At 69.5% G+C, this 26,550-nt stretch carries 20 protein-coding genes and 1 pseudogene; 10 read left to right on the top strand and 11 right to left on the bottom strand.

Annotation, left to right across the window (positions count from 1 at the left end; all coding sequences use genetic code 11):
* Window positions 1-16: 16 nt before the first annotated feature.
* Window positions 17-595: pseudogene (locus tag FOH10_RS22710) on the top strand (TetR/AcrR family transcriptional regulator); the annotation flags it as partial.
* Window positions 596-598: 3 nt separating this feature from the next.
* Here the strand turns inward: FOH10_RS22710 and FOH10_RS22705 are convergent.
* Together FOH10_RS22705 and FOH10_RS22700 are read right to left on the bottom strand one after the other, a co-directional pair.
* Window positions 599-1,693, bottom strand: a complete 1,095-nt coding sequence (locus tag FOH10_RS22705; protein ID WP_143982243.1) for a winged helix DNA-binding domain-containing protein — start codon at window positions 1,691-1,693, stop codon at window positions 599-601.
* A 92-nt stretch (window positions 1,694-1,785) separates the two neighbouring features.
* Window positions 1,786-4,044, bottom strand: coding sequence for a M20/M25/M40 family metallo-hydrolase (locus tag FOH10_RS22700; protein ID WP_186000555.1), 2,259 nt, complete (start codon window positions 4,042-4,044; stop codon window positions 1,786-1,788).
* Between the two features lie 70 nt (window positions 4,045-4,114).
* On the opposite strand from FOH10_RS22700, the gene FOH10_RS22695 reads away from it, so the two are divergent.
* Window positions 4,115-4,981, top strand: a complete 867-nt coding sequence (locus FOH10_RS22695) for a family 43 glycosylhydrolase (protein ID WP_221937856.1) — start codon at window positions 4,115-4,117, stop codon at window positions 4,979-4,981.
* Between the two features lie 22 nt (window positions 4,982-5,003).
* On the opposite strand, the gene xylB is transcribed toward FOH10_RS22695, so the two are convergent.
* Window positions 5,004-6,398, bottom strand: coding sequence for a xylulokinase (xylB, locus tag FOH10_RS22690; protein ID WP_143982241.1), 1,395 nt, complete (start codon window positions 6,396-6,398; stop codon window positions 5,004-5,006).
* A 140-nt stretch (window positions 6,399-6,538) separates the two neighbouring features.
* Window positions 6,539-8,923 carry a PEP-utilizing enzyme gene (locus FOH10_RS22685; protein WP_143982240.1) on the bottom strand — a complete coding sequence of 795 codons (2,385 nt, stop codon included), beginning with the start codon at window positions 8,921-8,923 and terminating at the stop codon, window positions 6,539-6,541.
* 165 nt (window positions 8,924-9,088) lie between these two features.
* Here FOH10_RS22685 and FOH10_RS22680 point away from each other — a divergent pair, with 165 nt between their 5' ends.
* From FOH10_RS22680 to FOH10_RS22660, 5 genes are all read left to right on the top strand, one after another.
* A complete protein-coding gene (locus tag FOH10_RS22680) occupies window positions 9,089-10,597 on the top strand; it encodes an FAD-dependent oxidoreductase (protein WP_143982239.1) in 1,509 nt (502 codons plus the stop codon).
* A gap of 141 nt (window positions 10,598-10,738) precedes the next feature.
* A complete protein-coding gene (gene hsaA, locus FOH10_RS22675; protein WP_143982238.1) occupies window positions 10,739-11,899 on the top strand; it encodes a 3-hydroxy-9,10-secoandrosta-1,3,5(10)-triene-9,17-dione monooxygenase oxygenase subunit in 1,161 nt (386 codons plus the stop codon).
* Entirely contained in the window at window positions 11,900-12,754 is an 855-nt protein-coding gene (locus FOH10_RS22670) for an alpha/beta fold hydrolase (protein WP_143982237.1), read from the top strand.
* 35 nt (window positions 12,755-12,789) lie between these two features.
* Window positions 12,790-13,311: a DinB family protein gene (locus FOH10_RS22665; protein ID WP_143982236.1), complete on the top strand. Its 522-nt coding sequence runs from the start codon at window positions 12,790-12,792 to the stop codon at window positions 13,309-13,311.
* Between the two features lie 400 nt (window positions 13,312-13,711).
* Window positions 13,712-13,909, top strand: coding sequence for a hypothetical protein (locus tag FOH10_RS22660; RefSeq protein ID WP_143982235.1), 198 nt, complete (start codon window positions 13,712-13,714; stop codon window positions 13,907-13,909).
* Between the two features lie 267 nt (window positions 13,910-14,176).
* On the opposite strand, the gene FOH10_RS22655 is transcribed toward FOH10_RS22660, so the two are convergent.
* The 3 genes from FOH10_RS22655 to FOH10_RS22645 form a co-directional block, all read right to left on the bottom strand.
* On the bottom strand, window positions 14,177-15,829 hold the full coding sequence (locus tag FOH10_RS22655) for an HNH endonuclease signature motif containing protein (protein WP_143982234.1): 1,653 nt from the start codon (window positions 15,827-15,829) through the stop codon (window positions 14,177-14,179).
* A 94-nt stretch (window positions 15,830-15,923) separates the two neighbouring features.
* Window positions 15,924-18,227 carry a LuxR C-terminal-related transcriptional regulator gene (locus FOH10_RS36090; RefSeq protein ID WP_143982233.1) on the bottom strand — a complete coding sequence of 768 codons (2,304 nt, stop codon included), beginning with the start codon at window positions 18,225-18,227 and terminating at the stop codon, window positions 15,924-15,926.
* Window positions 18,228-18,331: 104 nt separating this feature from the next.
* Window positions 18,332-19,174 carry an alpha/beta fold hydrolase gene (locus FOH10_RS22645; RefSeq protein WP_143982232.1) on the bottom strand — a complete coding sequence of 281 codons (843 nt, stop codon included), beginning with the start codon at window positions 19,172-19,174 and terminating at the stop codon, window positions 18,332-18,334.
* A 53-nt stretch (window positions 19,175-19,227) separates the two neighbouring features.
* Between FOH10_RS22645 and FOH10_RS22640 the strand changes: the two genes are divergently transcribed.
* Window positions 19,228-19,887, top strand: a complete 660-nt coding sequence (locus FOH10_RS22640) for a TetR/AcrR family transcriptional regulator (RefSeq protein WP_244961332.1) — start codon at window positions 19,228-19,230, stop codon at window positions 19,885-19,887.
* On the opposite strand, the gene FOH10_RS22635 is transcribed toward FOH10_RS22640, so the two are convergent.
* The 4 genes from FOH10_RS22635 to FOH10_RS22620 form a co-directional block, all read right to left on the bottom strand.
* Window positions 19,878-21,107, bottom strand: coding sequence for a bifunctional 3,4-dihydroxy-2-butanone-4-phosphate synthase/GTP cyclohydrolase II (locus FOH10_RS22635; protein ID WP_143982231.1), 1,230 nt, complete (start codon window positions 21,105-21,107; stop codon window positions 19,878-19,880). The two genes, FOH10_RS22640 and FOH10_RS22635, sit on opposite strands and share 10 nt — an antisense overlap.
* Window positions 21,108-21,237: 130 nt before the next feature.
* Complete coding sequence (locus FOH10_RS22630; protein WP_143982230.1) at window positions 21,238-22,956, bottom strand: MFS transporter; 1,719 nt, start codon at window positions 22,954-22,956, stop codon at window positions 21,238-21,240.
* 80 nt (window positions 22,957-23,036) lie between these two features.
* Window positions 23,037-23,684 (bottom strand): PadR family transcriptional regulator, encoded by a 648-nt coding sequence (locus FOH10_RS22625; RefSeq protein ID WP_143982229.1) that lies wholly within the window; start codon window positions 23,682-23,684, stop codon window positions 23,037-23,039.
* Between the two features lie 29 nt (window positions 23,685-23,713).
* The gene (locus FOH10_RS22620) at window positions 23,714-24,556 is read right to left on the bottom strand and encodes an IclR family transcriptional regulator (RefSeq protein ID WP_143982228.1); all 843 of its coding nucleotides are present in this window, start codon (window positions 24,554-24,556) and stop codon (window positions 23,714-23,716) included.
* Between the two features lie 233 nt (window positions 24,557-24,789).
* Here FOH10_RS22620 and FOH10_RS22615 point away from each other — a divergent pair, with 233 nt between their 5' ends.
* Together FOH10_RS22615 and FOH10_RS22610 are read left to right on the top strand one after the other, a co-directional pair.
* Window positions 24,790-25,293 carry a flavin reductase family protein gene (locus FOH10_RS22615; protein ID WP_143982227.1) on the top strand — a complete coding sequence of 168 codons (504 nt, stop codon included), beginning with the start codon at window positions 24,790-24,792 and terminating at the stop codon, window positions 25,291-25,293.
* A gap of 109 nt (window positions 25,294-25,402) precedes the next feature.
* Complete coding sequence (locus FOH10_RS22610) at window positions 25,403-26,542, top strand: 3-ketosteroid-9-alpha-monooxygenase, oxygenase component (RefSeq protein ID WP_143982226.1); 1,140 nt, start codon at window positions 25,403-25,405, stop codon at window positions 26,540-26,542.
* Window positions 26,543-26,550 lie beyond the last annotated feature (8 nt).

Below are 26,550 nucleotides of genomic sequence, written 5' to 3'. Positions count from 1 at the left end.
GCCGTATGCTCGAGGTATGACAACCAGCAGGCACGCGGTTGTCGGAGTCCGGGAACGAATTGTCGCCGCCGCGTACGAATTGTTCACTCGGCGCGGCGTTCGCGATGTCGATACCGATGAAGTGGTGGTGCGCGCGGGCGTTGCCCCGGGCGCGCTCGCGGAATACTTCCCGACCAAGGACGAATTGGTGCTCGCCGTCCTGCGGCGGCGTGAGGAACTGTGGACCTTCGCACTGGTGGAGGAACACTCCCGCACCCGCGGTTCGACACCGGTGCAGCAGTTGCTCGCCATCTTCGATGTTTTCGAGGAATGGTTCGCCTCGCGCGATTTCGACGCGTGCACCTTCATCAACGTGCTCCTGGAGATGGGCGCGGACCACCCCATCGGCCGGGCCGGGATCGAACATCTCGGCACCATCCGCGATATCGTCCGCGGCCGTGCCGAACAGGCCGGGCTGACCGACCCGGACGACTTCGCACGCACCTTCCACATCCTCATGAAGGGCTCGATCATCGCCGCCGCGGAGGGCGACGAACATGCCGCGGTGCGCGCGAAACGCCTGGGCCGCACGTTGATCGAGGCGCACCGACCGCCCGGCTCAGCGCCGCTCGACGACGACCTTCCCGTCCGCACCCGGCGCGATCAGGGCTATCAGCCGCGCCGCCTCGGCACATACGGCGACCTCGTCGGCGGCCGAGAGCGGATGCCACGGGATGATTCGGACGGTTGCGCCGTCCAATGACCAGCGGCCGTGCACGAATCCGTCGACGAGATACATGGGCACCCCGGCGGACGCCTCGGCCGCGATGCTCGCGCGGTCGGCGTCGCTGATCATCCGGCGGCGGTCGCGATGCCCGAGCAGGGCGTTGTCGAAGGCGGGCAGCAGGCGTACGGGCGTCGGCGTCTCCGGGTCGGCCAGTGGCGCGTCGGGCAGATCGAACAGTTCGCGCCCGGTGTCGTCGCGGAATACCCGCAGCTCCGGACGCAGCCGCGCCACCACCTCGGCCAGCCGGGTGAGGCCCGACCACGCCTGAATATCGGCGACGCTGGCGGGGCCGAAAGCCGCCAGATAGCGCAGCACCAGGGTGTCCGGCCGGGGTCCGGCCGCCAGCGGTGCGCCCAGCCACTCCTCGGCCAGAGCGACCGCGACCCGGCGATTGCGCCACCCACCCCACGCACCGGCCTCGGCATCGTGGACGAGCGGCAGCACCGCCCCGAGCGCCTGCGCCAGGCGGCCCGGATGCGGTGTCGTGAACCGTTGTGCCAGTTGGCGTCCCAGATCGCGGCGGGGCACCGTACGGCCGGTCAGCAGTTCCCGCCCGGCTGCCGCCAGCTCGACGGGATCCACCGCCGTCATGGCCTCGCGGAAGTAGGCCGCGCCGAGGATCGACTCCACCATGGGCGCGACCGTCGGCTGCAACCAGCGGTGGTCCGATGCGGTGGTGAGATGGACGGTGCGTCGAATCATGGTGGAGCGCACCACCGTCCGGTCCCGCAAGAGCGTGATGAGGTCGTCGGGCCGGAATCGGGTGAGCCGGGTCCACAGTCCCACGTAGGGCCAGTTCGGCTCCTGTCCCTGCACGGCGACCAGGTGCCGGATCAGGTCGGCCGCGGACATGTCCACCCGCTCCGCCAGCAGTTGACGCTGGAGCAGAGTGCGGTTCAACCGGCGCAGCGAGAGTTCGGTCGTCATACGACCATCCTGTCGCGCAAATAGGTCAGCTTCTGTCCTAGTCGATCACCGGATGTGCGGTGTCCGGCTCACGGTGCTCCCCGGCGGGCGGCTCAGAGTCCTCGCACGGTGGTGAAGACCGCGGCCAGACTGTTCTGGCGCAGAAAGACATCGGGCGGTGGGTCCGGGAAGGTCGTCAGGCCGGTATCGGTGAGCCAGGTGTGGTCGAGTACGCGCAGTGACAGCGGTCCCGCCGGTGCCACCACCTCGACCTCGAGGCCGTCGGCCGGGGGAGCCCAGAACTGGAAACCGGTGGCCGGAGCGGGCGTCACCGCGCGTCCGGCCACCCGCAGCGCGCGGATCTCGGTGTCGTAGTGCAGATCCAGGCGCAGCGCGTCGCGGGTCGACCGGAGACGCAGCCGGACGGTGCGCTGCCCGGCCTCGGTGGTGTCGGAGAGGATCTCGGCGACGGGAGCCGAGAGCGCCTGGGCCGGAGCGGGGCCGCTCGCGACCGCCGTGGGCCACAGTGCCGCGAACGGTCCGGCGGGCGCGGTGTCGTCGAGATAGGTGTCGTTCCAGGCATCCGGTTCGCGCGGGGACAGCCAGCGCGCCTCACCGGAATCCGCGTCCAGCGCGTAGATCAGCTGGGTCGGCATCGGGTGCTCGTCGTCGAAGCGGTCCACGGTCGACCCCAGCGCCGTCAGGGCGACGGTGAGCGCCAGCGCGGCCGTGGAAATCAGCCAGCCGTGCCGCGGCGGCCACACCCGCACCAGCGTCACCGTCAGCAGGCCGCCGAGCAGCAGCACCAGCGGGGCTACCAGGAAGGGCGCGCCCGCGAGTCCGGTCTGTAGCACCGGCCAGGTCACGCCGCCCAGGAAGACCGCCGCCGGCAGCAGGAAGACGGTGAGCGCCACCAGTTTCCAGCGCTGCGGCACCAGGAAGGTGAGGGCGACGCCCGTCGCCGCGGCGCCGGTCGGCACGATCAGGATCTGCGCACCCGCCGGAACCAGCACCGCGCACACCACCCCGACCAGCGTCACCGCGCCGAGCAGGCCGACCGCGGCCGCGGTGGTGTCGAACAGCCGCCGCGCCAGCGCCCACCACGCCGCCAGCACCGCGACCAGCAGCGTCAGCACCGCCGCGTAGTAGCTCTCCGGCCGATACGGATCGACCGGACCGAGGGCGGCGTACTCGGGCTGGATCACGCGCAGCAGTTCCCACAGCGCCCACACCGCGCCCATGCCGACCGGTACGGCGAGCAGGAAGGTGAGCCCGGCCAGCAGGATCGTGCGCGCCCGCGTCTCCCCGTGGCGCCGCGCCTGCCAGACCACCCAGGCGACCAGCAGCACGGTCAGCACCGTCAGGGCGATGATGACCCACACCGGGAGGACGACGAGCACGCCGAACGGCAGCTGGAAATAGGCGCGATCGACACCGGTGTCCAGCGTCGCGAGATCGGTGTTGCCGTAGTCACGGGCCAGGGCGAGGGTGTTCTCACCCATCTGCTGCACCGTCGGCAGGTGGACGTGCGCCGGATCGTCGAGGCGGTTGTGGTAGTAGGCGCTGCTCCCGGCGAACGCCCAGTCCAGGACGTGCAGGCCGCCCGCCTCCAACGCGACGAAATCGGTATTGCTGGTGGTCTGGGCGCCGCCCAGGGCGGTCGAGAGGGAGTCGGTGTTCGGGTACGGCGCGTCGGCGACGGCGTCGATGAGGTGGCCGTCGGGATGGGTGATCCGCCACAGCAGCACCGGTCCGGCCGCACCGCGCGCCTCGTGATTGACCACCACGCCGGGGCGGCTGCCGTCCAGCCCCGCGGCCACGTACGCCTCCGCGCCGAGCAGGCCCATCTCCTCGCCGTCGGTGAGCAGTACGACCAGGTCGTTGCGCAGCGAGATCTCACCCGCGCGCAGGGCGCGCACCGCCTCCAGAATGGCCGCCACACCCACCCCGTCGTCATTCGCGCCCGGGCCGGAGGGCACCGAATCGTAATGCGCCGCAAGGTACACCGTGCCCGTGGCGGCCGTGCCGGGCATGCGCGCCACGATATTGGCGGTGCGTCCCATGCCGAACCCCTCGCGCTGGAAGGCTCGGGGCCACTGCCCGATCCCCTCCTGGACCTCGGTCTCCAAGCCCAGTTCCCGCAGCTGCGCCACCAGCTGGTCACGCACGCGGTCGTGTTCGGCGCTGCCGATGGGATGCGGTCGCGACGCGATGGCCTCGACGGTCCGCAGCGCCCGCTCGGCGCTGAACACCTCGACGGGCGCGGCGGCGTCGCGATAGCCGCGCGGCTGTTGTTCCCAGGCCACCGCGGCCGCCACCGCCAGTAGCAGGACGAAGGCGAGCACACCGGAGAACCGCGATCCTGACCGCACGAACTCGATCGTAGCCACGATCATTCGCGGATCGTGGTGACAGCGGGCGCGGGGCGGTCACACTGAGGAGATGCGCGGAGCTGCCATCGAGGTGTCCGCGGGTGCTTTCACCCGCGTCTACGACCCGAGCGAGGGACTGTCGGAACAGTGGTACATCAACGACCACACCATCGTTCGGGACGCCGAGGGCGGCTGGCACCTGTTCGGCATCACCCACCCCGAACCCGCCGCACCGTTCGACGAAACCGTTTTCGCCCACGCCACCGCGCGATCGCTGCACGGGCCGTGGATCACCCGGGATCCGGCCCTGCTGGTGGACCCCGACTACGGTGAGACGCAGTTGTGGGCCCCGCATGTCGTCTACGCCGACGACCGGTACTGGATGTTCTACTCGGGCGGGGGACCCGACCGGACCGCCACCGCCATCAACCTGGCGACCTCCCCGGACCTGTTCCACTGGACCCGGCACCCGGACGGGCCGCTGTTCCACGACGGCTACGACGCCCGCGACCCGATGGTGCTGCGCATTCGCGGCCTGTGGGTGATGTACTACTGCGCCACCAGCGATCCCGAGGGCGGTCACCACGTGGTCGCCTACCGCGTCAGCCCCGATCTGGTGCACTGGGGCCCGCGCCGCATCGCCTACGCCGACCCGCTCACCGGCACCGAGGGCGGCAACACCGAATCACCGTTCGTCCTGCGGCACAACGGGATCTGGTACCTGTTCATCGGCCCCCGCCCGGAATACGTGGGCACCGAGGTGTTCCGCGGCGAGGGCCCCTTCCACTTCCGCCCGAGCGACCGGGTGGGCCGGATCCGCGCCCACGCGGCCGAGGTGGTCGACGACGGCGAGCTGTGGGTGACCAGTGCGGGCTGGGCGCAGGGCGGCGTCTCACTGGCCCCGCTGCTGATACCGGACGGCGAGTGCGGTCCCTGACCGGAGCGTGCCACCGTCCCGGTCACGCGGGCGGGTAGTACATATCCCGCACCTCGGCGTAGCGCTGCCGGATGGCATCGCCGAATCTCCGCGCGGGCGGCGGGAACTCGGTGGCGGGCGGACTCGGCCACGCGGGCGGCCCGGATCCGCCGCGCAAGGCCCACGCCGCCTGGCGGGCCGCGCCCCGGGCCACGTACTCCCCGGGTTCGGGCACGGTCACCGTGGCGTGGAAGATCGCCGCCGCGGTGTGGGCGATGAGTCGCGAGCGCGCGGCGCCGCCGATGAGCAGGATGCGGCGGGGCACGGTGGGCAGTCGGTCCAGGGCGTCGGCGATATTGCAGAGCATGCCCTCGATGGCGGCCCGCGCGAGGTGGTGCGGTCGCATGGTGTGCGGGCGCAGGCCGTGCAGGCTGCCCGCGGCGTGCGGCAGATTCGGGGTGCGCTCACCGGCGAGATACGGCAGCAGGGTGAGACCGTCCGCACCGGGCGGGGATTGGGCCGCCAGCACCTCCAGCCCGGAGATGTCGGTGCCGAGCAGGGTGGCGGTGGAATCCAGGACGCGGGCGGCATTGAGCGTGCACACCAGCGGCAGGAACGCGCCGGTGGCGTCGGCGAAACCGTTCACCGCCCCGCTGGCGTCGGCGCTGGGCCGCGGCGACCGGGAGAAGACGGTGCCACTGCTGCCCAGCGACACCACCACATCCCCCTCCTCGATGCCCAAACCCAGTGCGGCGGCCGCATTGTCGCCGGTACCCGCCGCCACCACCCGGCCGCCGGGGGTGTGCCCGGCGATCTCGGCCGGGGCCAGCACCCGGGGCAGCTCCGGGGTGCGCCCGCGGAAGGCCAGCGACAGCAGATCACGGCGGTAGCGTCCCGCGGCCGGTGACCAGTAGCCGGTGCCCGAGGCGTCCCCGCGATCGGTGGTCGGCTCGGTGCCGGCGTCGCCGCCGCGCAGCAGCCAGGTCAGATAGTCGTGCGGGAGCAGCACTTTCGAGGTGCGGTCGGCGAGTTCGGGTTCGTGGTCGGCGAACCAGCGCAGTTTGGCCACCGTGTGCGCGGCCAACGGCACACTGCCCACCGCGTCGGCCCACGCCTGCGGCCCGCCCAGCTCGCCGACCAGCTGCGCGGCCGCCTCCGCGGAACGGGTGTCGTTCCACAGCAGGGCGTCCCGCACCGGATACCCGGCCGCGTCCAACACCACGAGGCCGTGCTGCTGTCCGGCCACCGAAATGGCCGCCACCTCGCGCATCATCTGCTCCGACGCCGCGCGCAGCGCCTCCCACCAGGTCGCGGGCGGCACCTCGGTACCGTCCGGATGCGGAATCTGACGCTGCCGCACCACGGTTCCGGTGTCGGCGTCACACACCACCAGCTTGCAGGACTGCGTGGAACTGTCCACTCCGGCGACGATCGTCATCGCGCCGCCTCGATATCTGTGCTCCCGCGTGCGCGCATATATCCAGATTGCACCCGTTGCGTTCGCGACCGGTGCGTTTTCCGCTATCGAGGGGGATCGTACGGGGGTGTGGGGCGGGAGGTGCCTGCCCGCGCCGGTGGCTAGTCGGCGTCGGCCAGCAGGGTCACCGTTCCGGCCGCGCCGTCCACTCGCACGCGCTGTCCGTCGGACAGGCCGGTGCTGGCGGTCTTGGTGTCCACCACACAGGGCACGCCGAACTCCCGGGCCACGATGGCGGCATGGGAGGCCGCGCCGCCGATATCGGTGACCACGGCCCCGGCATAGCCGAACATGGCCGTGTGGCCGGTATCGGTCACGGCGGCGACCAGGATGTCGCCGGGCTCGATATCGTCGTCGAGGGACAGCACGCGCTTGACGGTGCCCTCCACCACGCCGGGACTCACGCCCAGCCCGGTGAGGGTGTCGCCGACGGCGATCGCGCCCTCGATCTCCTCCGGAACCCAGTGGCCGTTCACCAGGTCCGGCATGCGGATGGCCTGCAACCGGCCGCGTTCCTCCCGGCGGCGTGCCACCCGCTCCTTCAGATCCGATGGGGCCCAGAGGATCTCGTCCAGGGTCAGGAACGCCGAATCGTCCGGCTCGGTGAGCTTGCCGCCGGCGACCAAGCGTGCGGCGCGCTCCCGGGTGGCCATCCGCAGATTGTTGGTGATCCGCACGACGGCGTCGCGGGCGCGTTCACGGTAGACGGTCGCGCCGACCGCCATCCGGGCGGTGCGGGTGGTCGGCGCGGGTACCGGCTCCCGCTGCGGGGCAGGCATTTCCGCGGCGCGCGCGGCGGCGGCGACCAGCAGTTCGGGACGGTTGCCGAAGGTCGGGTTGAGCAGTTCGCATTCTCCGGGACCGCGATGGCCCACCCGGCCCAGTTCCTCGTCCAGCGCCGCCGCGAACTCCGGCGACTTCTCCCGGGCGGCCGCCACATCGCCGGTCCGCGCCACCTCGTGCAGTCCGGCGTCGCGGCGGCACAGCGCCGCCAGCCGCTCCACGGCCAGCATGGGTTTGGCCGACTCCAGCCGGTCCAGGTCGATCTTCACCTCGCCCTTGTGCACGGCGGTGGCCGCCCCGGTCATCATGACGCCGATGGCGGCGGCCTGCCACGCCTGATTCAGGCGGTCGCGCCACAGCAGGGCGCGGGCGTGCAACTGCTCGTCGGTGAGCTCCGAAATCTCCTCGCGGGACAGCGATTCGGTATGCGATGCGGCATTGATGTGCTCGGCGGTGCGGCGATAGCCGAGGGCGGTGGCCGCCACCCGGCCGGTGGCCTTCAGGGTGCCGAGGCGACCGCCCGCCATCGGGGGACGGCCCAGCGGATGCAGCTCCATATCGCCGATCGCGCCGTAGACATCCTTGCGGATGCTCTCCTCGTCCCAGCCGGGCATGTTCTCGGCGGTGAACACACCGATCGAAGGATTGATGTACATGTGGTGGCCGAGCACACTGGTCACCCGGGACACCCAGTGCTCCAATGCGATTCCCTCCAGCGCGATCATCCGGCCCATGGCCTCGTTGCCCAGCCGGATGGCACCGGCCTGCAGGTCGATGGTGAGCGGGGTCAGCGGACCGGGCAGCGCTTCGGAGGTGTTGGTGGCGGTGTGCACCGGGATACGCTCGTCGACGAGATCGTCGAACTCGCCCTGATACCCCTCGGGGGCGGCGGAGACCAGCGGATGGCCGTCCGAGGTCGGGGCCGACTGCGGCACTACGTGACTCGGCAGCGGAATGGCCCCGCGCCGGGCCCGGAACCCGGTGCCGTCGGCCTTGCGCCCGTGCAGGCCGCGCGCCACGTCGGCCACCACCTCCCGGGCGGTCCAGCCGTAGCGGACCTGCCATTCGTCCCGGGCGGCGGTGGTGTCCACCGGGGCGCGCCGGGTGGACGAGCGCGGCAGCCAGGCCGAATACCGTACGCCGGACTCCTTCAGTATGCGGCGCACGTCGTCGCCGGAAACCTCACCGGGAGCGGCCAATCCGACCACGCCACCGCGCTGGGAGACGGCCGCGAGCACCAGGAAGCGTTCCAGATCGTCGTAGTGCAGCACCTGCAGCGCGTGATCTCCGCGCGCGCCCGCGAGGGTTTCCAAGGCGCGCCAACTGGTTCGGTCCACTCGGCGGCCGGTGACCACGGGGGTGCGCACGATGAGCGCGTCCGCACCACTGCCGGTGATCGTGCGCTCCACCGTCGGATCGAGGCCCGCCGCGACGGGCACCACGATGCGTGCCCCGGCATCGCGAACGGCGGACAGCAGCCCGGCGACCGCGCCTCCGGCCAGATGCACCACCGCATCCGCTCCGGCGACGGCGTCGGCGCACACCCGCGCGTCGGACAGGTCGCCGACGGTCACCGTGACCCGCGGGTCCACGTAGCGGTGTCGCCGCCGGTCCAGGCCGACCACCTCGTGGCCCGCCGCCACCAGCATGCGCGCCACGGCACGACCACTCGGTTCGGTGACTCCGGTGACCAGAATCCGCATTGACTCTCCTCCTCGTGAGGCGTCCCAACCACACGTGACGCCGTTCACACACCATCGCCACTGCGCTGACCGGCCACGGTTCCCAGTCCCGATCAACGGGATCGGAGAGTCATTGAGCAAGATGCGCCGCTATGCCCTTCCCGCGGCGCGGGGACCGTCGTAGCCATGACGGTGCGGAAAGCTGTGACAACGCGGGCGGCGACCGAGGTCGACGAGTTCGACATCGACACCGATGTGCTGGTGGTCGGATACGGTGCCGCCGGTGCCGCGGCGGCGTTCGAGGCGGCACGGGCCGGGGCGCGCGTGCTGGTGGTGGACCGGGCGGGCGGAGCGGGTGGCGCGTCCGCGCTGTCGGGCGGCGAGATCTACCTCGGCGGCGGCACCCCCGTACAGCGGGCGTGCGGCTTCGACGACACCCCGGAGGAGATGGCTGCGTTCCTGACCGCTGCGCTGGGGCCGAGCGCGGACCCGGCCAAGATCGCCGAGTACTGCGCGGGCAGCGTCGAGCACTTCCACTGGCTGGTCGACCGCGGCGTCCCGTTCACCGCGAGCCTGTGGGACGCCCCGACCTGGGTGCCGCCGACCGACGACGGGCTGATGTGGCTGGGCGAGAACAGTTGGCCGTTCACGGAATCGGCGCGGCCCGCACCGCGCGGGCACCGGCCCGCCGCGCACGACTTCGGCGGCAGACTGCTCATGGAATGCCTCACCGAGGCCGCCGAAACAGCCGGAGCCGGAACGCTTTTCGACACCTACGTCACCAATCTCGTGATCGCCGAGGATCGGACCGTGATCGGGGTGGTCGCCCGGCGATACGGCAGGGAGATCGCCATCCGTGCCCGGCGCGGCGTCATCCTCACCACCGGCGGATTCGTCGACAACGACCCCATGCTGGCCGCGCACGCGCCACATCTGCTGGGCCACACCAAGGTCAGCGCCGGAACCGATGACGGCAGCGGCATTCTCATGGCGCAGGCGCTCGGGGCGGGGGTACGGCACATGGGTGCGGGGCAGGTCGGCATCTCGCTGATACCGGGCCTGGCGGCGCGCGGCATGGTGGTCAACGCTCGGGGACAGCGATTCGTGAACGAGGACACCTATCCCGGGCGCATCGGGCAGGCGGCGCTGTTCCGGCAGAACATGGGCGGCGCCTGGGCCGGTGGCGACACGGCCGTCTGGGTGATCGTGGACGAGGAAGGATTCGAGGCGGTGCCCGAACCGCAGCGGTGGGGGGTGCGGCCGACCCACGTCGGCGAGACACCCGAGGAACTGGAGCGGCTGACCGGGCTCCCGGACGGCGCGCTGGTCGACACGGTGCGCCGGTACAACGAATTCGCCGCGCGGGGAGCGGATCTGGACTTCCACAAGGCATCCCGCTGGCTGCGCCCGCTCACACCGCCCCTGGCCGCCATCGACGTGAAGGCCGGGGTGCGCCCACCCGCCGAATCCGGCGACCGGCGCGGCACCGGGGCCTCCGTCTTCACCCTGGGCGGGCTGCACACCGACCTGGACGGGCACGTCCTGGATCTGGGCGGCAGTTCGATCGGCGGTCTCTTCGCCGCCGGGCGGGTCGCCAACGGGTTGCACGGCTTCGGCTACATCAGCGGAACGTCCCTCGGTGACGGCACCTTCTTCGGCCGCCGCGCGGGCACCGCCGCCGCCCGGAACGAATAGCCCGAACCGCCGCCCGGCCGAGGGCCGCCGCGACGGCTGAGCGGGCCGGGGGTTCCGATCACCGGGACTTTTCCCGATCGCCGCGCGACGGCGGCCATAGCGTCGACAATCAGAATCACTGGACCAGGAGGGAACAGCTCAATGACGAACAAGGTGCTCGATCGGGTCCGGGATCTGCTGCCCGCGATCCGGGAACGAGCCGTGCAGGCCGAGGAGCAGCGGCGGATTCCCGACGCCACCATCGCCGAGCTGACCGCGGCCGGGGTGTTCCGCATGTTGCAGCCCGCGCGGTTCGGGGGCGCCGAGGCGTCGCCGGTGGCCTTCTACGAGGTGATCCGCGCCATCGCCACCGCCTGCCCGTCGAGTGCCTGGGTGGCATCGGTGCTGGGTGCGCATCCCTGGCAGCTGGCCCTGTTCGACGATCGCGCCCAACAGGACGTGTGGGCCGAGAACCCCGATACCCTGGTCTCCTCCTCGTACGCGCCGACCGGCAAGCTGACCGCGGTCGAGGGCGGCTACGAGATCTCCGGCCGCTGGAGCTTCTCCTCCGGCTGCGACCACGCGCAGTGGGTGTTCCTGGGCGCGCTGGTGCCCTCGGACCAGGGCATGGACTACTTCACCGTGCTGGTGCCGCGCAGCGACTACGTCATCGAGGACGTCTGGGACGTGTCGGGGCTGGCGGGCACCGGCTCCAACGACATCGTCATCGACAAGGCGTTCGTACCCGCCTACCGGGCCTACAGCGCCGCAGACCAGGCGAATCTGGTCGGCCCCGGACAAGAGCTGAATACCGCTGCACTGTACAAGATCTCGTTCGGCAGCGTGTTCTCCAACACCATCACCGCGCCCATCATCGGTGCCGCGCAGGGCGCGTACGAGGCGCATATCGCGCGGCAGCGCGAGCGGGTGCGGCTGTCCTACGGCGGTCAGAAGGTGGCCGAGGATCCGTTCGCGCACGTGCGCATCGCGCGCGCCGCGTCGGAGATCGACGCCGCGATCCTGCAGATGGAGCGCAATATCGGTGAGCAGCTGCGCTATGCCGAAGCGGGCGAGGAGATTCCGTTCGAATCGCGGTTGCGGGCGCGGCGTGACCAGGTGCGCGGCACCGAACGGGCGCTGGAGGCAATCGATCTGCTGTTCAAGAACTCCGGTGGCCACTCCATCCGCCGACCCAACCCCATCGAACGGCATTGGCGCGACGCGCACGCCGGAAGCGTGCACGCCATCAACGACGTGGAGCGTGCCCTGGCCATGTTCGGCAAGGGCGCCATGGGGCTCGAGGTCACGGATCGGATGCTGTAGATGACGTTCACCGCCGAGAACACCTCCCGCCGGTGCAGCGTGGACGGTGTCGAACTGCGGTACCACGAGGCGGGATCCGGTGCGCCGCTGGTACTGCTGCACGGCTCCGGGCCGGGAGTGTCGGGGTGGGCCAACTTCGGGGCCAACCTCGAGGTGCTGTCCCGGCACTTCCGCTGTCTGGTCCTGGATCAGCCGGGCTTCGGGGCGAGCGGGCGGCCGGAGGTGTACGAGCGCAACTATCTGCGCATCGCCTCGGACGCGGTCATCGCGCTGCTGGACGAGTTGGGCATCGAGAAGGCGAGCCTGCTGGGCAACTCCATGGGCGGCGGGGTCGCGACGCTGACCGCGCTGGAACATCCGGGGCGAGTGGACAAGCTGGTGTTGATGGCCCCCGGCGGCGTGGGCGTGAACATCCTCGGACCGGAGCCGTCGGAGGGCATCAACCGGCTGCTGGCCTTCAACGCCGATCCGACGGCCGAACGCGCCCTCGACTGGTTGCGGACCATGGTGTTCGATCCGGCGGTGCTGACCGAGGACTTGATCGCCACCCGCACGGCGGCGGCCACCGATCCCGCGCAGACCAAGGCGCTGGCCGATGCCTACGCCACCTTCTACAACCCGAGAATGGCCGAACCGCTGCCGCTGTGGGCGCGTCTGAAAGGTGTTCCGCACCAGGTCCTCATGCTGTGGGGACGTGACGACCGTGTCACGCCGGTGGAGGGCGCGCTGTTCCCGGCCCGCCAGCTCCCCAATGCCGACCTGCGGATCTTCTCGCGCTGCGGGCACTGGGTGCAGGTCGAGCGCAAGGATGCTTTCGAACGCGCGGTGATCGACTTCCTCACCCGGGGAATGTGATCACGTCGGGGCGGTGGTCGCATTAGATTGCGAGAATGACATGGACCGCACCGGAAGTCGATCGCCGCTCGTTCGCACTCGTTGGTGACGAACGCACCATGCTCCAGTCCTTCTTGGACCGCTCCCGCGACACCCTGCTGTGGAAATGCCAGGGGCTCACCGCAGTTCAACTAACCTCCCGTAGCGTGGAACCCTCCTCGATGTCGCTGCTCGGCCTCGTGCGCCATATGACCGAGGTCGAGCGGGGATGGTTCCGACGGACCACGGCGGGGGAGCGGGTGGATTACATCTATTGCGACGAAACCAACCGCGACGGCGACTTCGACGACATCTCCGCATCGGACGCCGAGGCGGACATCGCGCGCTATCGCGAGGAAATCGCGTTGTGCGACAAGGCGGTTGCGGGGCTGCCGGTGGAGTACACCGTGAAGCATCCTCGGAGTGGGCGGGATCTTTCGTTGCGGTGGATCTATCTGCACATGATTGAGGAATACTCGCGGCATTTGGGGCATGCTGACTTGTTGCGGGAGCGGGTGGACCGGGTCGTGGGGTATTGAGTGCGGGGAGAGTTTCGGCCCTGTCCATGTGTTGTCGTCGTGCGGTCGCGCTTGGGCGGGGGTGTTGCCGCAGAGATGAAGAGAAATAGTGTGGTGGCGTTGGGCGCCTTTCCTGGCTTTCGCTGACGCCGGGTGGGGTGCCGTGGGCTGCGATTCCGGCGGGCGGACTGGCTGTGGGGGCGTTTAGAGAATTTGGGGTCCTGAGGGATCTTGGGGAATCGGGGGGCGTGCGTGGCTGGCCGGAGCAAAGACGAGTTTCGTGTCAGGTAGTTACGTGCACTCGGGGGATTTTGGGGACATGCGCTTCATTGGTGGTTGATGAATTCGAGCCCTGCGTGGGTTGGTCGGGGTGGTCGTGGGTGCCTGGGGGTTACAGCGGCGTGTGGGGGCGGAGCGTCTCGTGACGCTCTCGGTTCTGCATCGGTTGGCCGGGGACGACCTCGAGTGCCCCGGGGAGATGGCGCACCCGTGGGTGCCGCGTAACGAGATCGAGCACCAACGGGCGGCACAGGGTGTGGCTGTGCGCCCGAGGATGCTCGGGGTGTTCTCGAGATTCGCCGGTGACGAGGTGTGGGGGCAGGTGAGTTTCGCGCAGTAGCGTTTCGAACTCTCGGCCAGGATGAGTTCGGGATGGTGATGCTGGTTGACCTGTGCGATGCGGTGCGGGTCGATCTCGACCGGTGGCCACCATCGGGTGTGTTGAGCCATCGCGGACCGTCCAGGACGGTGTCGGGGACGAGTTCGAGGGTGGCACTGGGGTGGTCGAACGAAATCGAGCACCCTGGGGCGGCACAGGGTGTGGCTGTGCGCCCGAGGGGTGCTCAGGTGTTCTCGATACTCGCCGGTGACTGTGGGCGGGCGGGTGTTAGTTGTGGAGGCGGGTGAGTTTGGCGCGGTAGCGTTTCAGGCTTTCGGCCAGGATGTGTTCGGGGTGGTGGAGGTGGTTGACCTGTGGGGTGCGGTGTGGGTCGATCTCGACTGGTGGCCGCCATTGGGTGCGTCCGGCCAACACGGATCCGGGCGGGACTGTTTCGGTGGCCCACCCGTGGGGATTGTCGGGGTCGGCGGTGATCTGGGCGTGGCAGCTGTCGCAGACCAGGGTCAGGTTGTCGATGTCGGTGGGGCCGCCCTTAGCCCAGGGGATGATGTGGTGCATGGCGCACATGGTCGCGGGGGCGGTGCAGCCGGGGCGGGTGCAGCCGCGTTCGATGGCGGTTTTGGCGCGGCGCTGCCAATTGTTGGCGAGGCGGGGGCCTTCGCCGAGGTAGAGGGGTTTGCCGTGGTGTTTGTCGAAGATCATCAGGAGCGGGATGGCGCCTTCGGCCATGCGCCAGGCGTCGCGGATCGGGATGGTGGTGCCGGTCGCGGTTACCGCGTGGCCGGTGCCGCGCAGCAGGTCGGTGACGTCCATGGTCAGGGTGACCGCGACCGGCAGTCCGCGGTGGGTACCGAGGTCGGTGCGGCCGGGGCCGCCGCCGGAGGACAGGAAGGCTTTCAACGCGTCGTGGTTGCGTTGGGTGGTGGTGCGGGTGTCGCGGGCGATGGCCGCGTGCAGGCGGGCGGGATCGAACCCGGCGGCACCGACACCAGCGACAGCGACACCGCCAGGACCGCCCGCGCCTGCGCCAGCACCGGCACTGTCAGCACTGACGACACCGGCATCGACGCGGCCAGCGGCGGTGACGCTGCCAGCCGTGGCGCCGTCGCCTCGGACGGTGTCGACATCCATGCCATTGACGCCGTCGGCGTCGATTGTGTCGGGGTCGTGGGTGCCTGGGTGGGGGCTGTCGGGGTCGTCGGGCATGCACATGCCCGGGCGTGCCCACTTGGCCAGCACGGTATCGAGCAACGCCCGCAGTTGCGGGTCGACGCAGCCGGTGATCTCGGACATGCCGTCGATCCGTTGCGGGGACAGGGTGAGCCCGCGCAGGCGGGCGCGGTCACGGTCGTCGGTGAGGGTGCCGTCGGGGTCGAGGAAGCCCAGCAGCCGGTCCCCGACGTGGGTGAGCTGTTCGGGAGCCAAGATCCGGGCGGCGTCGGCGAGGTGCTGTTCGGCGATGGTGCGGGTGGCGGTGTCGATGGCGTCGGGCAGCCGGTCCATTACCCGCATGACCGCGCGGGCGTGGGTGGGCGAGATCGCGCCCTCGGCTTGGGCGGTCGCGGTGGCGGGCAGCGACGGTTCGCGCACCGCGCCGCTGGGTTCGCGGAACGCTCCCAGGGCGTGGGCGGCGTCGATGCGGGAGGCGGCTTCGAAGCGGGACAGGCGCAGGGTTTCCACCAGGTAGCGGTGCAGGCCGCGGCGGCCGATCATGCGGGGGAGGTGGCGGTCGCTGGTTTCGATGAGCAGGCGATGCGAGACCGACTCCGTGATCCGGCGGCAGGTCTCGAATTCGGCGAGCAGGCCCTCGAATTCGTCATCGGTGAGGGCGGTCAGGTCCACGGTCTGCAACGCGGTCAAGCCCGCGCGGACAGCGGCGATACCGCTGTCGCTGTCGTGGATTCCCTCCCCCGGATTCATACGTTCATTCTATCGCGAAATGCATTGCGGTAGAAGGGAAAACAGTATCTGAACTGCGGATATTCAGATACGAAATGTCCGTTCTGAACCTATTTCACAGCCCATGCTCGTGAACCCACGCCGCAACCTGTGTTCGCGATGTGAATCCGAGCTTGGTGAGAATATGCTCCACATGCGTTTCCGCCGTACGGGTGGAAATCACCAATTCGGTGGCAATGCGCTTATTGCTGTATCCGGCGGCTATCAGGCGCGCGACGTCCTTTTCTCGTCGGGTGAGGACGTCGGTTTCGGCGGTGGTCGTGGCGGAGACGCGTGGCGGACGGCGGGGGGCTGCGGGTTCGGGGTCCGCGATCGGGGCGGGGGTGCGGCCCAGGGCGTAGTCGATGGCGTCTTCCAGTGGGACGTTGGCTCCGGCATTGAACTGATCGCGGAATATCTTGTCCCCCAGTGCCTCACGGACACGGCGGCGTTCCTCGTCGGCTATGACGCTGGTGATGTGGTGGGCCAGGCGAACCGTGCTGCGTTGCAGGGTTTCGGCCGCGCCCATCAGGCGGGCGGCGCGGTGCGGTTCGCCGCGTGCGGCCTCGGTCCAGGCCAGGCCCTCGAAGGCCGAGGCCAGCCAGACGCAGCGTTCGAACAGGGCCAGTTGTTCGATGGAGCGGACGTGGTAGTGGGCGGCGGTGTCGTAGTCGCCGCGTCGCCAGTGCACGATGCCGACGGTCCACAGGGCCAGGCCGCCGAGCAGGTGGGAGCCGGAATCCTCGGTGAGCTTCAGGAAGCGTTCGGCCAGTTCCGCGCCGCCGGTGGCGTTGGTGACCTCCGCGCACATGAAAGCGAAGGCGTGGCTGTCCATTTCGATGGCGGGTTGGCCGGTGTCCACGGCCAGGTCGATGGCGGTGCGGGCCAGTTCCAGGGCTCGGCTGCCGTCGCCCTCGGTGAAGGCCAGTAGGGAGCGGTCCAGGTTGATTTCGGGTAGCAGGTCGGTATTGCCGAGATCCGTTGCCAGCACCAGGCATTCGTGGACCAGGCGGGCCGCGGACGCCTGATCGGACAGGAGCGCCGCCAGGGAGGCCGCGGAGGACAGGGCGCGGGCACGAGCCCGGGTGGGTTCGGGGTTGAGTTCCAGGGCTTCGGTGAGCCAGCGGTAGCCCTCGGAGAGGAAGCGGTGGTGCTCCCAGAACGGGCGCAGCACGCTCACCGTCTCCATGGTGGCCAGCGGCTCGTCCTGGAGTCCGGAGCGCAGTGCCGCACGGAGATTCGCGTGTTCCCGGGTCAGGTCGCGGAACCAGGCCACGTCCTCGCCCGTCCAATAGGCGGTCTGGCCGCGCAGGGCCAGCTGCCGGTAGTGCTCGCGATGGCGGGCGCGCACGGCCTGCACATCGCCGCGCGCGGTCAGTCGGTCGGCGGCGAACTGGCGGATGGGCTCCAGCATCGAATATCGGCCCACCGTGCCGTCATAGCGTGGTGTCAGCACCGATTTGTCCACCAGGCCGGTGAGCGCCTCCATGAGCGACGCGCCGCCCAGATCGCACACCGCCTCGGCGGCATCGATGTCGAAGCCGCCCGCGAAGACCGAAAGCTGTTCCCACAGCAGCTGTTCCGCTGGTGTGCACAGGTCGTAGCTCCAGCGGATCGCGCCCTCGATGGTCTGTTGGCGCTGCGGGGCCGTGCGCGGGCCGGCGCTGAGCAGATCCATGGTGTCGTCGAGGCGGGCCAGGATCTGTTCGGGGGTGAACATGCGCAGGCGCAGGGCCGCCAGTTCCAGGGCCAGCGGCATACCCTCCAGGCGGCTGACGATCTCGGCGAGGACGGGACGGTTCGCCGCCGTCACCGCGAAACCGGGGTTCGCCGCACTGGCTCGTTCGACGAACAGGCGCATGGCGTCGCCGTCCTCGCCCGACCCGTCCTCCCGCACCGGCAGCGGCGGGACCGGCATCACCTGCTCGCCGGGAATCCCCAGCACCTCGCGGCTGGTCGCCAGCACCCGCACATCCGGCGTGGTGGCGATGATCCGCCCCACCAGTGCGGCGCACGCGTCGATCAGATGCTCACAGTTGTCGAGAATCAGCAGCAGGCGTTTGTCGGCCAGGAATTCGGTGAGCCGCGGCAGCGGGGCCGTGGTCTCGTCGCGCAGCTCCAGTGTCTCGGCCACGCTGAGCGTCACCAGGTTCGGGTCCTGCACGTCGGCCAGCTCCACCAGCCAGACGCCGTCCGGGAACGCTCGGGCCACCAGCTTCCCGACCTGTCTGGACAGCCGGGTCTTACCCATTCCGCCCGGTCCCAGCAGGGTCAGCACCCGGGTGGAGGGCAGCAAGCGCTTCGCGGTAGCCAGCTCGTCGCGGCGGCCGACGAAACTTGTGACCTCTTCAGCGAGGTTTCCGATGACACGCCGCGCCATGGGATCAACCTAAGGTATCGCGCACTGTCTCGGCCAGCACACGCGAATAAAAGCCGGAATAATCGGACGGGGTCGCGTGGCGGAATCGTGCCGGGGCGGCGGGGTCAGTGCGCGGCGGCTCCTGTCAGGAAGGATGTCATGGCGGCGGCGACCGCGTCGGGGCGGTCGAGCATGGACAGCACGTAGGCGTCCTCGATCTCGACCAGCCGCCCGTGCGGTAGCAACTCGGCCAGGCGGCGGCCGTGCTCGCGCGGCATCACCCTGCCCGCCGCGGACCACAGCACCAGGGCATCGCCCGAGAAGTTCCGCAGCGCCTCGGTATTCGCGATGAGATCCGCCTTGCGGAAGCCGGATCGGGTGTAGGACAGCAGGTCCCGGCGAATGCGCCGGTCCCGCAGCCCGGATTCGGTCCAGCCGCGCACCATCTCGTCCGGCAGCGGCTCGCGTGCCATCCAGCCGAACATGAGTGGGGAGCGGCGCAGCCACGCTATCCGCAGCTGTCGCAGGGCCAGCCAGACGCCGCCCGGTGCGTAGGACGCGAGGACGGCGGTCTTGCCCGGCAATCCGGGCGGGAAGTTGTCGAACGCCTCGCAGGGGGTGATGATCAGTCGCCCGACCCGCTCGTCCAGCCCGTACGCGGTGAGGAAGAGCCCACCGCCCCAATCGTTGTGCACGAGGGTCACCGCGCGTAGATCCAGGGCGGCGAGGAAATCGGCGATGATCCGGTTCTGCCCGCGCAAACTCAGGTCCGCGCCGGGGCGCATCGGCTCGGGATGCGCACCCAGCGGCAGATCCGGCAGCACGTACCGGAACCCCTCGGGCAGCCGGTCGAGCACCGGGTCCCAGACGGTGTGGTTCATGAGCAGGCCGTGCAGCAGTACCACGGGAGGCCCCTCGCCGCGCTCGACATAGTGGATCCGACCTGCGGCGATATCGACAGTGGGCATCTCTCACCTCCGGTAGAGCAGACGCTCTAGTGCGTTTGCTCTAGTCTGGTGGGGTGAGTGAGAAGATGTCAACCGGTACCAGGGACCGCCTCGTCACGGCGGTCGCCGAGCTCATGCGGGTGCACGGCTACAGCGCGGTCACGGTCAAACAGATCACCGCCGCCTCGGGCGCGCCCATGGGCTCGCTCTACCACCACTTCCCGGGCGGCAAGCCGCAGATCGCCGCCGAGGCGCTGCGCACCTCCGGCGCGGCCTACATCCAGCTGCTGCCCTTGCTCATGGACCCGCACGACGATCTGCGCGCGGCCGTACCCGCCGCGTTCGCCGCGGCCGCCGACACCATCGAGCAGAGCGGTTGGATGAACATGTGCCCGGTCGGCACGGTCGCGGGCGAGATCGCGGACAGCGAACCCGACCTGCGCGCGGTCGCCGCCGAGGTCGTCACCGACTGGATCGACCGGGGCACAAGCTATTTCGTGCGCCGCGGCCTCACCCCGACCGACGCCCGCGAGACCATCCTCGCCATCCTGTCCGCGCTCGAGGGCGCGTTCATCCTGAGCCGCACCCTCCGCTCGGCCGAACCCCTGCACGCCGCGGGCGCGGCCATGGCGGCGCGTCTGGAAAACCTGCTGAGCGCACCGAAAGCGGCTGCGGCACCACAGCGCGCGAACCGCGATCTCGACGCCACCCGGGCGGCCGCGGATCAGAGGTAGCCGACGGCCGGGTCCACGTCGGTGAGTTGATGTCGCATGCGGTCGCGCTTGGTGCGTAGGTAGCGCACGTTGTGTTCGGTCGGGCGGGTGTGCAGGGGAATGCGGTCGGTGACCGCGATGCCGTGCGCCTCGAGCCCGGACTGTTTGGCGGGGTTGTTGCTGAGCAGCCGTGCGGAACGCACGCCGAGGTCGGCGAGGATGCGGGCGGCGGCAGCGTAATCGCGGGCGTCGACGGGTAGGCCGAGGGCGAGATTGGCGTCCACGGTGTCGGCGCCGTGGTCCTGTAATTCGTAGGCGCGCAGCTTGTTCAGCAGGCCGATGCCCCGGCCCTCCTGGCCGCGCAGGTACACCACCACCCCGCGGCCCGCGTGGGCGACGGACCGCAGGGCGGCGTCGAGCTGTGCGCCGCAATCGCAGCGCAGGGAACCGAAGGCGTCGCCGGTGAGGCATTCCGAATGCACGCGGACGAGGCTGTCCGTGCCGGCCGGATCCCCATACACCAGCGCCAGATGCTCGGCGCCGGAATACTCGTCGGCGTAGCCGATGACCCGGAATTCGCCTGCCGGAGTGGGCAGGCGTGTCTCGGCCACCCGAGATACACCGGGCTCCAGCCGCTTTCGGTAGGCGATGAGGTCGGCGATGGAGATGACGGGCAGGTCGTGGGCGCGCGCCAGGGCGAGCAGCTCGGGCCGCCGCGCCACGGAACCGTCGTCGGTGACCACCTCCGCGATCACCCCGGCGGGCCGCATTCCGGCCAGTCGCAGCAGGTCGACGGCGGCTTCGGCATGGCCCGGACGGCCCAGTACGCCACGGGGATTCGCGCGCAGCGGCAGCACGTGCCCGGGGCGGGTCAACTGCTCCGGAGTCGTGCGCGGATCGGCCAGCAGGCGCATGGTGTGCGCCCGGTCGGCAGCGGAGATCCCGGTGCTCACCCCCGACGCGGCGTCCACCGCCACCGCGTAGGCGGTTCCCCTGGGGTCCTGGTTCACCGCGGTCATGGGCGGCAGCCGGAGACGGTCGAGATCGGCTCCCGGCATGGGGACGCACAGCAGACCGCTGGTGTGCCGCACCAGGAACGCGATGCGTTCGGCCGTCGCGTGCTCGGCGGCGAGCACGAGATCGCCCTCGCTCTCGCGGTTCTGGTCGTCCACCACGAGCACCATGTCGCCGCGTGCGAGCGCCGCCACCGCGTTCGCGATCGGGTCGAGTTGACCGGTCATCGTCGACCACCTCCTCCGGTATTTCACATCGAAATATGTCGGGTGGAGAACAGCGAGGTCGCGTCTCGATCACCGGACACGGCCCGGAGGCACATCGCCTCCGGGCCGCATACGGTCGGGCTCGGTCCGCTCAGTAGGCGGTGCCGCCGGTGGCCGGGGTGCGGCCGTGCTTCATCCAGATCGCGCCGAGCAGCGCGATGAGCGAGGTCGCGGCGATCACCCAGAAGGTGATCTCGTACCCGCGATCGGAGAACAGCAGCGGGATCTCACTGGTGACCGTTGGTTGCCCGGTCACCGTCACATCCGCAGCGACCGGATTGGCGTGCAGGAAGGCGGTCGCCACCGCGAGTCCGATGGCCACGCCCATGGCCTGCATGACGCCGAGCATGCCCGCGCTGACGCCCTGCTGCTGGGCGGGCACCGCCTCCACGATGAGATTGGGGGTGGCCGCGTAGTAGATGCCGAACGCGATTCCGAAGACCGCGCTGATCAGGGCGAGGGTCACCCAGCCGTGCCCGAGCGCGGCATAGGCGACGGCCGCGCCGACGAAGATACACAGCGCCACGATCAGCGGTATGCGCGCACCGGATCGGCGAATCCACAGCCCGGCCACGAAGCCGAAGATCATGGAGATCACCGCCTGCGCCAACGCGAGGTGGGTGGCGAACTCCAGCAGACTGAAGCCCTCGCCGTAGGAATACCCCGGATTCATCTGCACCCGCACCATATCCGGCGGCAGCTGCGCGAGCACCGCCTCCTCGGGCACCTGGACCGCGCCCGGCGGCAGCTCCACCCCGGGCGGCAGCTGTGCGCGGGCCTGCTCCTCGGCGGCGGCCTGCGCCTGCTGCATCGCACCGGCTTTCACCTGCTCCCAGGTGGCGGCGGTGACCTCGCCGGCCACCGCGGACTCGGGCGGCGACTGGGTCATGTAGCCGATGGCGTAGGACTGGTACCCGATCATGAACGAGGCCAGTAGGGCGATGAACAGCACCACGCTGACCCGGGGCGTGAACAGCAGCTTCATATCCATGATCGGCTGTTTCACCCGCAGCTCCACCACCGGGAACAGCGCCAGCAGTACCAGGCCGCCGATCAGGTACGCCAGCGAGGTCGGCTCGGTCCATCCCCACGCCTGACCGTTGTCCAGGTAGATCAGGGTCAGCACCGCGCCCGCGCCCAGCAGGGCCGCACCGACGACGTCGAGCCGCTGCGGCACCCGCAGTTTCGATTCCGGCACCACCAGGATCACCAGCGGGATCATCACCGCGGTGAAGATGAACAGGAACCAGAAGATGGCGCGCCAGCTGTTGTGCTCCACGATCCAGCCGCCGATGAGCGGACCGGCCAGCGCCGAGACGCCCAGTCCGGTGGCGGCGATGCCGATGCCGACCGGAACCAGCCTGCGCGGCATGAGATCTCGAATGAGTCCGTAGGAGATCACCGCGGTGGCGATGGCCGTCGCCTGGAGTCCCCGGCCGAACAGGAACAGCAGCCAGTTGCTGGTGACCGCGCAGATGACGCAGCCGATCATGAACAGCACGCCGCAGGTGAGGAACATCTTCTTCTTGCCCCAGATATCGCTCAGCTTGCCGATGAGCGGTGAGGTGGCGGCGCCGATGACGCCGAAGATGATGATGGCCCAGTTCAGATTGGCGCCCACGGTCGGGAAGCTGGGCGCGATCTGGCGCAGCGCCGCCGACACCATGACGTACTGCATGGGCGCGACCTCGGTGAACAGCACGATCACCGCGAGGACACCGAAGATCCTCAGCTTCGACGCGCCGTCGAGACGGCCGGTGTCCTCATCGCCGACGCCCGACGGCGTCGTGGTTTCGACGGAGGTGGACATATTCGTCCTCCAGGTGGGTAGGTAACACGATGGCGTGAACCGTGTCACACCCGGAGATCGCCGAGAACAACCGAGTTCGGTCAGTGGGAATTATCGGAATTCCGGTTCCCGGCTGCATTGCGCCGGTTACGCTTTTTCGCCAATTTGTCCAGGTCGTCCAGGAGATCTCGGGCGAATTCCCGCTCCGCCTCGTAATGGCGTACACACCAGCGCAGTACCGCGCTCGGATAGGCCCATTCCGGATTGGCGTCCGCGCCGTCGGCGTCGGCCTGGGCGCGCCGTCGCATGGTTTCGGCGTAATCGATGTGCTGGCCCAGTATTTCGCGCATTCGCTCCGGTTCGGCCAGATGACCGAGCCAGGCCCGCAGCATCACGCTGTGTTTCAGCACCGGCGCCTCGACGGGGGAGTGGTTCACCCAGTGCGCGGCGGCTTCGCGACCCGATTCGGTGATGGCGTACATGCGTTTTCCGCGCATGCCGTCCTCGGACACCACGGTGCGCGAGGTCGCGTAGCCGTACTTCTCCAGCCGTTTGAGTTCGGCGTAGATCTGACTGAACGACGGACTCCAGTAGAAGAACTGGAGGCTCCAGTCGGCCCATTTCTTCAGGTCGTAACCGGACAGTTCATCGGCGTGCGAGAGCATTCCGAGCACGGCCCACGCCGTTGTCGGAAGGTCCGGGCGCTGCCCGTCGGAATGCCCGGACCGCGCTGCTGCGCCTTCGGTCATCACTGCAATCTACCCCCGCCCGTCCAGGCTCAGCGCCAGTGGGCACGGCGCGGGAACAGGGTGCGGCCGGCCTCATGCGCCACCTCGAGCACCACCCGGGCCAGCCGGTCGAAGCTCATGGCGTCGGCGCGCCCCGACAGCGAGATGGCCGCGGGCGCGGTGCCGCGTCCCCGCAGCGGCGCTGCCACGCAGGCGATTCCGACCACCGCCTCCTCGCGGTCGATCGCCACCCCCTGGCGCAGGCGGATCTGCTGGAGCTCGCGGCTGAGCGCCTCGGCCTCGCAGATGGTGCGCGGGGTCAGCCGGGGCAGCCGGGCGCGCACCGCGGCCTCGGCGATATTCGGTTCCAGACAGGCCAGCATGGCCTTGCCGAGTCCTGTAGCGTGCGCGGGCATCCGGCCGCCGAGTCGGGTGGGCAGGCTGGCGGCGAAACGGCCACCGGCCTTGTCCAGGTACACCACATCGCGCCCGTCGAGCACGGCGAGATGGCCGACCATGCCGGTGCGCTGGGACAGTTCGTGCAGCAGCGGGCTCACGGCGTCGCGGATCTCGTTGTGGTCGGCGGTGAGTCCGCCCAGTTCGAGGGCGCGCATACCCAGCCGATATCCGCCGGATGTGTGCGCCAGCCAGCGAAGTTTGATCATTTGGTCCAGAATGCGATGGACCGTCGAACGTGGCAGTCCGGTGCGCTCGACCAGGCCGAGCAGGGTGAGCGTCGGAGTGGAGGCATCGAACGCGTCCAGGATGAGCGTCATGCGCTCGATCATCGACACCGGGACCTCCGCGGCGGTGTTGCGGGCGTCTTTGGTGTGAGAGTCTCTGCCGCGCATGGGGGTTCGGTTCTCCGCCGAAGAGAGCAGGGCGACGGACATGAGTACCTCCGTTGGTTCGTGTCCAGTCTAGGACTATGCCGATTAGGCATGTACCTGTTTCGGACGTTGTGCTACCCATCACAGTGCCCTGCGGCACATACGGAGGAATCGGGAGAACTACGTATGTTCCACGGATCCGTGTCCCGGTGACCGAACCCCGATATTGACGCTTCCTCGGCCCGACCTGCTGTTATGACTGCCAGCGATATTTCGGATCGAAATAAGGAGTTGCCGTGGAACCGGCTCTCGACGAGGTTCCGGCGATCGACGCGGCGGCGTTCAAGGCCGTGCTGGGGCGGTTCTGCTCCGGCGTCACCGTGATCACCGCGCTGGACGACGGGCATCCCGTCGGCTTCGCCTGCCAATCCTTCGCCGCCCTGTCCCTGGACCCGCCGCTGGTGAGCTTCTTTCCGGCGCGCACCTCCACCACGTGGCCGCGCATCCGGCGGGTGGGCCGCTGCTGTGTGAACATCCTGGCCGACCATCAGGACGAGCTCTGCCGACGGCTGGGCAGCCGGGGGCCGGACAAGTTCGCGGGCGTGGACTGGACGCCCTCGGCCAATGGCGCACCCCGGCTGGCCGGGGCGCTGGCCAGCATCGACTGCGAACTCCACGACGAGGTCGACGGCGGTGACCACACCGTTGTCATCGCCCGCGTCACCGGCCTGACCGAACATTCCGACGCGTCGCCGCTGGTGTTCTACCGGGCGGCCTTCGAGCGTCTCGCCCAGCGGTAGTCCGGCGTCTCGACTACCGGTAGCCACCTCCCGGCCAGCGGGACTTCGCCTGCGACGCCCAGCACCGCGGCCGCAACCTCGAACCAACGGATTCTCGAAAGGACCTCACATGACCACCACGGACAGTGACGTGCGCGTGATCGACGCGGGCGCACCGCCCACGCGGTTCGCCCGCGGCTGGCACTGCCTGGGTCTGGCGGACTCCTTCCGCGACGGAAAGCCGCACAGCATCACGGCTTTCGGCACCGAACTGGTGGTGTTCGCCAGCTCCGACGGTGCGCTCAACGTGCTCAACGCCTACTGCCCGCACATGGGCGGCAACCTGGCCGACGGCACCGTCAAAGGCGATTCCCTGGCCTGTCCCTTCCACGACTGGCGCTGGAACGGCAAGGGCAAATGCACCGGCATCCCCTATGCGCGCCGGGTGCCGCCGCTGGCCCGCACCAGGGCGTGGCCGACCATGGAGCAGAACAAACAGCTCTTCGTGTGGAACGACCCGGAGCACCGGCAGCCGCCCGCCGAACTGGCCATTCCGCGCATCGACGGCGCGTTCGACGACGGCTGGACCGACTGGACCTGGAACAGCATGGTCGTCGACGCCAATGCCCGCGAGGTGATCGACAACGTGGTCGACATGGCGCACTTCTTCTACGTGCACTACGGCTTCCCGACCTTCTTCAAGAACGTCTTCGAGGGCCACGTCGCCAGCCAGTACATGACCTCCATCTCGCGCGAGGACATGATGGGCGAGACCGCGAAAGCCCTGGGCGGCAAGAACGTCCTGCATTCCGAGGCGTCCTACTACGGCCCCTCCTACATGATCGACTACCTGCGCAGCGAGAGCGCCGGGCTGACCGTCGAGGGCTACCTGATCAACTGCCACTACCCGGTCTCGGAGAACCGGTTCGTGCTCCAGTACGGGGCCATCGTCAAGAAGCCCGAGGGCATGGACGAGGACAGGGCCCTCGAGATCGCGAACAAGTTCGCGGGCGGTCTGGGCAAGGGGTTCGAACAGGACGCCGCCATCTGGAAGCGCAAGAGCCGCATCAACAATCCGCTGCTGTGCGAGGAGGACGGCCCCGTCTACCAGCTGCGCCGCTGGTACGAGCAGTTCTACACCGACGTCGCGGATGTCACCGAGGAGATGACCACCCGCTTCGAATTCGAGGTGGACACCAGCCGCGCGGTCACCGCGTGGGAGGCGGAGGTCGCCGCGAACCTGGCCGAGGGCGCGACCGCGCCGTTCTGAGAGGCGCT

It is taken from the genome of Nocardia otitidiscaviarum (assembly GCF_007362295.1).
Lineage (GTDB): Bacteria > Actinomycetota > Actinomycetes > Mycobacteriales > Mycobacteriaceae > Nocardia > Nocardia otitidiscaviarum.
This window is presented reverse-complemented; position numbering and strand designations above follow the sequence as displayed.